Source organism: Blastococcus sp. CCUG 61487 (genome assembly GCF_005222955.1).
Classification (GTDB): domain Bacteria; phylum Actinomycetota; class Actinomycetes; order Mycobacteriales; family Geodermatophilaceae; genus Blastococcus.
Genome location: NZ_LWUA01000054.1, coordinates 1 through 5,592 on the forward strand (window position 1 = coordinate 1; position 5,592 = coordinate 5,592).

The 5,592-nt window shown below is 71.7% G+C and carries 5 protein-coding genes, 1 tRNA gene and 1 pseudogene; 3 read left to right on the forward strand and 4 right to left on the reverse strand.

Going from position 1 to position 5,592, the window contains the following annotated elements; all coding sequences use genetic code 11:
- Positions 1 to 185: 185 nt before the first annotated feature.
- Positions 186 to 497 carry a hypothetical protein gene (locus A6V29_RS05030; RefSeq protein WP_137159290.1) on the forward strand — a complete coding sequence of 104 codons (312 nt, stop codon included), beginning with the start codon at positions 186 to 188 and terminating at the stop codon, positions 495 to 497.
- A gap of 320 nt (positions 498 to 817) precedes the next feature.
- Positions 818 to 1,729 carry a tyrosine-type recombinase/integrase gene (locus A6V29_RS05035; protein WP_137159291.1) on the forward strand — a complete coding sequence of 304 codons (912 nt, stop codon included), beginning with the start codon at positions 818 to 820 and terminating at the stop codon, positions 1,727 to 1,729.
- 18 nt (positions 1,730 to 1,747) lie between these two features.
- Here the strand turns inward: A6V29_RS05035 and A6V29_RS05040 are convergent, their stop codons facing one another.
- The 3 genes from A6V29_RS05040 to A6V29_RS20620 all read right to left on the reverse strand — a co-directional run bounded on the left by A6V29_RS05040 (position 1,748) and on the right by A6V29_RS20620 (position 4,001).
- Entirely contained in the window at positions 1,748 to 2,179 is a 432-nt protein-coding gene (locus A6V29_RS05040; RefSeq protein WP_137159292.1) for a hypothetical protein, read from the reverse strand.
- 84 nt (positions 2,180 to 2,263) lie between these two features.
- Positions 2,264 to 3,208, reverse strand: coding sequence for a tyrosine-type recombinase/integrase (locus tag A6V29_RS05045; protein WP_137159293.1), 945 nt, complete (start codon positions 3,206 to 3,208; stop codon positions 2,264 to 2,266).
- Positions 3,209 to 3,344: 136 nt separating this feature from the next.
- Positions 3,345 to 4,001 carry a hypothetical protein gene (locus tag A6V29_RS20620; RefSeq protein ID WP_170977696.1) on the reverse strand — a complete coding sequence of 219 codons (657 nt, stop codon included), beginning with the start codon at positions 3,999 to 4,001 and terminating at the stop codon, positions 3,345 to 3,347.
- 105 nt (positions 4,002 to 4,106) lie between these two features.
- Between A6V29_RS20620 and A6V29_RS20625 the strand changes: the two genes are divergently transcribed.
- A tRNA-Thr gene (locus A6V29_RS20625) sits at positions 4,107 to 4,198 on the forward strand.
- Between the two features lie 203 nt (positions 4,199 to 4,401).
- Here the strand turns inward: A6V29_RS20625 and A6V29_RS20630 are convergent.
- Positions 4,402 to 5,352, reverse strand: a pseudogene (locus A6V29_RS20630) (tyrosine-type recombinase/integrase); the annotation flags it as partial.
- Positions 5,353 to 5,592: the final 240 nt, after the last annotated feature.

Genomic DNA, 5,592 nt, shown 5'->3' on the forward strand with positions numbered 1-5,592 from the left:
CCCTGACCTCGCCCAGAGGGGGCGCTTCGGGTCAGCGGCGACCGTCGCGAATCTGGTACACCCGCTCCCGGGAGATGCCGGCCGCAGCGGCGACGTCGACGACGCGCTCTCTGGAAGCCGCTGCGGGACAGCCCGTGACCGCTCAGGGGTGCGCGTTGCCCCGTCGGCGTGGCAGGGTGCTCGCCGTGCCGATGAAGCTGAGCATCGACCTGGACGGCCTCACCTGGGGTCAGCTGTTCGATTTCGTGGACGCCGCTCGCGGCGCCGACGTCAACCCGGCGCAGATGGTTGGCCAGGTGACCGATCCAAACGACCCGGAGGCGAGGACGGTCGGCCTCGAGGCCACGGTGGCGGACCTGACCCAGCGCGTCGCCGTCTTCGACCACTCCACGCGCCTCCACTACGCCCAGTCGTTGTCCCACGTCCTCGAGGAAGACGGGGATGCGCGCGCCGAGCTCATCACGCTCCGGGACCTCCGGGACGGGCTCCTGCAGTAGCTGGGGAAAACCGGCCCCCTGTGGACGGCGCGGGCATCTTCCTCGCCCACCCCGCAGTCAGGATGACGCCCGTCGGCGAGGTCACCCGCCGCGCGGCTACGTCACCCCGAACCACCCCGGTCCGGTAGCCGGCGGCCGCAGCGCCACCGGCAGCAGAAGAGCCCCGCACGTCGCCCATCCGGGTGGCGTGCGGGGCTCTTCGCTCGTTTGGGTGAGGCGCGCGCCCAGGCCCAGGCGTACAGACGAAAGCGGACCCGGCCGGTGCGCGAACACCAGACCGGGCCCTTGACCGTCCCCCAGCGCGAACTGGAGACCGGCCCGTGCCGCACCGTACTGACCTCACCCTGCCCCCGTCCGGCCACCCCGCCTGGGACGAGCTCGCCTCCTGGTGGCTGTCCCGCCTCAAGCCGTCCAGTCAGGACACGTGGCGGCGGCTGCTGCCCCGCTGGACCAGCTGGTGCACCGGCCGTGGCATCGACCCGATGACAGCTCGCCGCGGCGACGTCGAACTGTGGCTGCGCGCCGTCGCTGACAGCGGCTACGCCCGCGCCACGATCGCCGCCCACTACGACGTCGTCGCGTCGGTCTACCGCCTGGCTCACGAGGAGGAGCTGATCGAGCGGAACCCCTGCGCGCGCATCCCGCGGCCCAAGGTCCACCGCGAGCTGCAGCGCCGCGAGGTGCTCACCGTGCTCGAGTACGCGGCTTTCCTCGCCGCAGCCAGGCAGCTCGGTCCGGTCGAGCACGCGATCGCCGTCCTCGCCGGCATGATGGGCCTGCGCGCCTCCGAGATCGCCAGCCTGCAGGTGGAGTCCCTGGCCGTCATCCGCGGCTACTCGACGCTGACCTTCATCGGCAAGGGCGACAAGCCCGCCCGCGTGCCGGTGCCCATCCCCGCCCTGGCCGCGGTGCAGGCCTGCGTCGACGGGCGCACCACCGGACCGCTGCTGCGCACCCGCGCGGGGACGGCGATGGACCGGCGCGCCGTCCATCGGTACGTCGCGAGGACGGCGGCGGCGGCGGGCATCACGCGGCCGATCAGCCCGCACGCGCTGCGCCGCACCGTGGGCACGGTCGGCCTGGCGCAGGGCATCCCACTGCGTGACGTCCAGCGCCTCCTCCGGCACGCGAAGCCGCAGACGACAATCGACGCCTACGACGTCGGCGGGGACGGCCTGGACCGGCACGCTTCGCACCAGGTCGCGGGCTTCCTCGCGGGCTTCGCCGAGTAGCGGAGGTGAAGCCGCGGGTCAGGATCGAGGCGCTGGCACGCGCCCCGCGCAGCGGGCTGTGGCGCCGGGACCGTCTGCCACCGTGCTGTCGATGACCTTGCCGTCGACGAGGATGCGGCACTCGATGGAGCCACCCTCGGAGCCGATGAGCACGTCCATCGCCACTCGCTCGAGCGCTGGCACATCGACGCTGACAGGCCCAAGGAACTCCGTCGGCTGGTTCAACGGATCCGAAGTGGTGCGCTCCCTGTACCGCCCCAGGGGGACGGCGCGATCAGTGAGCTCGACGCGACCGTCTCCGGTGACGAGGACGACGTCGATGCTCTTCGCGGAGCCGAGCGCCTCGAACGTCACCACCACCGGCGCGGACAGGTCGACGTCGCTGCGCGGCCGCGGCTCCTCCGCGCCGCACCCGGCAACGACCATGGCCGCCGTCAGCGGCACAAGCACGCGACGCACTCCAGCTCCCCTCGATCACTCGGAGAGCCGGGACGCTACACGTAGTCACGCCGCGCCGCGCTGGTCCGCCAGGGGCTACGCCGCGATCCGTAGCCGGCGCACGACGCTGGCGGCGTCGACTACTCCGGCGATCGCCGGCTGCGCGGTCACGCGCGGCAGGCCCATGATCGCGGCCCGGGCCTCGTCGTCGTCGACGAGGGTGTAGAGCGCGGTCGTGGCGGGGGAATCGTGCCGGAGGAGCTCCTGCGCGATGCGCAGATTGCCGCCGGCGGCGCGCAGCACCTCGGTGCCGTACCAGTGGCGCAGCTGGTGCGCCGTGGCGGCGACGTCGGCCCGGTCCATGAGCTTGCTGATGACCGTGCACACGCTCTTCGCCGTGACCGGCTGGTCGGGGAACCGGTAGGAGGGGAACCAGTAGCCGTAGCGCGGCATCTCGAGCGCGATCTCGGCGATCTCCGGGTGCACGGGCAGCCGGGCCGGCTTGGCCCCCTTGCCGACGACGTGGAGCCATCCGCTCTCGATGTCCTCGCCGCGGAACTTCGCGATCTCGTGCACCCGCAGACCCTGGTAGGCGCCGAGGAGCACCATGGCCCTGGTCCGCAGCCGGTTCACCGTGTCCAGCACCCGCTCGAGCTGGCCGGTGGTGATCGGCCGCGGGTAGCGCTTCACCGACCGCGGCTTGTGCAGCTTGTCGACCGGGTTCTCGCTCCGGTACCCCATGGCGGCCAGCCACGAGTACCAGGCATCGAGGTCGGTGTAGTTGACCTGCCGGGTGCCGGGGGAGATCCGCTGCCCGGGCGCCACCTCGCGGCCGAGGAACGCCGCCAGGTCCTTCCACTCGGCAGAGCAGGCGTCGACGCCGGCGTAGCGACCGAAGAAGCCGACGAGGCTGACGCGGTTGCCGACGGTGCGCTCGCTCATGCCGGCGGCCCGCATCCACAGCGCCCATTCGTCGAGGAGTACTGCCGTCAGATCGACTGGCGTCTTCGCTCCATCGTGCGACGTGCTCCCCGTGTCCATGCGGCGAACAGTGGTGAGCGTCACCGAACGACGGCGATCCGGAACTACTCGTACGGGTGGCTCGGGACCTTGGTCCCTAGCCGTTCGAGTGGCCGGGGGAGCGCTGCGGTCACCTGCGGTCACCAGGCACCGCTGCTCACGCCGAGGCCGCCGAGGCGGTCGCGGCCAGCTTGCGGAGCACCGCCATGGCGGACGGACCCTCGACGTCCTGGCCGTCGGCGTAGAGACGACCGGACACGAACCGGCGACCACGCGGCCCCCGCGAGCTCGTCAAGCTGCCCGCCAGCGTGCCGTCGCGGTAGACGGCCCAGGTCGCGTCGACCTCGTGCGCCCACGTGCGGTCGGCCCGGACCTGCTGGGCGACCAGCGGCCCGGCCTGGAGCGGAGCCGGGTCGAGCTGCGTCACCTCGTGCACGCCGCTGTCCTCGTCGGAGTCGGCCTGCCCCTGCACGCGCATGACCACGCCGCAGCGGACGCAGGTCAGCACCATCCGCAGCTCGACCGGCGTGGGCTCGTCGTTGTCGCCGTAGCGCTGCTGCCCGCTCGTGTAGAGCACGTCGAAGAGGTGGCGCTGTCGTCCCCAGCGCGCCATGCGGTCCTCGCCGGTCTGCTCCGGAGGGAGGCATGGACCGTCGGCGGGGCCGTTGTAGTAGCCCAGCGGCCGGACCTCGCGCTCGTCGTCGGTGTAGCGGCCGATGCGGCGGGGGAGGCGCTGGTCGGCGTACTCGAGCCGACTGCCGGGGACCACACCGTGCCGGTCGACAGGCGGGATGACCATCCTGCGCCCGGCCATCACGCGACCGCCCTGTTGCCCTCGAACCGCACCGGGCGGGCACAGGCGACGTCGGGCGGGGTACAGGGAGCCTGGGGCATCGACCGCCGGGGAGCGAGCGGCCGCGGGCCCGGCAGGTCGCGACGCAGAGTGACCACGCCGTTCGAACTAGCGAACTTGTAATCCGCGGGTTGTGGGTTCGATCCCCACGGGGCCCACCGCGCTGACCTGCGCGTTTTCCCTTCGCGGGAGTCTCAACTGGTGGCCGCGCCCACACCCCGCCCACACGCGCGTCCGCGGCTGCCCGCGCGGCGGCGTCCATCCGGTCGGCCAGAGCGGTCAGGTCGTCGTCGAACAGGCCGGAGTACACGTCCAGCGTCATGGCCGCCGAGGCGTGCCCGAGCATCCTCTGGACGCTCTTGACGGTCGCGCCGCTGGCGACGGCCAGAGAGGCGGCGGTGTGCCGGAGGTCGTGTGGGGTGACGTCGCTTAGCCCGGCGGTCCGGACGGCCGGATCGAATACGGCCCGACGCCAGTTCCGCAGCCGGAGCACCGTGCCGCTGGCCGTGGTCATCAGCAGGTCGTCGCCTTGCCTGCCCTCGCAGTGGCGGGCCAGCGACTCGGCGAGCGTCGCGGGCAGGGGCACGGTCCGCTGTTGATGGGTCTTCGGTGTGCCGAACACCAGCCGTCCGCCGACCTCCGTGACCGCCTCGGCGATGGTGAGCCGGCGCCGGAGGAAGTCGACCCGTCGGACCCGCAGGGCGGCCATCTCGCCGAAGCGCAGTCCGGTATACGCCAGCAGCCGGATGACGCCCCCGTCCTCACCCGCCGCGTCGGCGAGCCGCTCGACCTCGTCATGGGTGAGGAACCTCGGCTCCTGCCGCGTCACTCGGGGCAGGGGTACGCGCTCGGCCGGGTTCCGCGGGATACGGCCGTCGCGGACAGCGAGGTCCAAGAGCAGCGAGAACACGCGGTGCGCTTGGCGAACGGTCCCCGGGGCCGACCCCCGCGTCAGCAGCTCCGCCGTCCACACCGCGACGTCGGCGTGAGTGACGTCGGCGAGCCGGTACTGACCCCATGTTGGGAGGACGTGCGTCCGCAGCAAATTGCCGTACCGATACCGCGTGCTCGGCTTCACGCCGGTCTGTGAGGCCAGCCAGCGATCGGACCACTCCTTGACGGTGATCCGACCTCGGACTGGCGCCGTCCACGTCTGCGTGACCATGGCTGACGTGGCCTCATCGAGCCAGCGCTGGGCATCGACCTTCCGCGCGAATCGCCTCTCGTGCTGACGGCCGCCTGGGTCGCGATACCGAGCGCGATAGCGAGTTGAGCCGTCGCTGAGCGTGATGCGGGTGATCGAGCCGTCCATGAGGACCTCCGTAGCGAGGTATGCGCTTTCCAGCGTGCCGCATGGGTCTGACAACAGGCGGCCCTCGTCATCCGGGACCTGATTCTCGCCAGGTGTTCCAACTGCCAGAAGGGCCGCTCCCTCCCCTTGGCCAACGCCAATAATCAGCAGCCCAGCGGGCTTGGGCGGTTGTTGTCGTACTAGTTGTACTGACCACGGACGTTGGTGACGACAGCGGCGTGGGTCGATGACATGAGGAAG

What these genes read in the sequence shown, in the direction of transcription:
- A6V29_RS20620 (WP_170977696.1), bottom strand. Translation starts at nt 4,001, where the DNA reads ATGGCCGGGCGCAGGATGGTCATCCCGCCTGTCGACCGGCACGGTGTG.
- A6V29_RS05045 (WP_137159293.1), bottom strand. Translation starts at nt 3,208, where the DNA reads ATGGACACGGGGAGCACGTCGCACGATGGAGCGAAGACGCCAGTCGAT.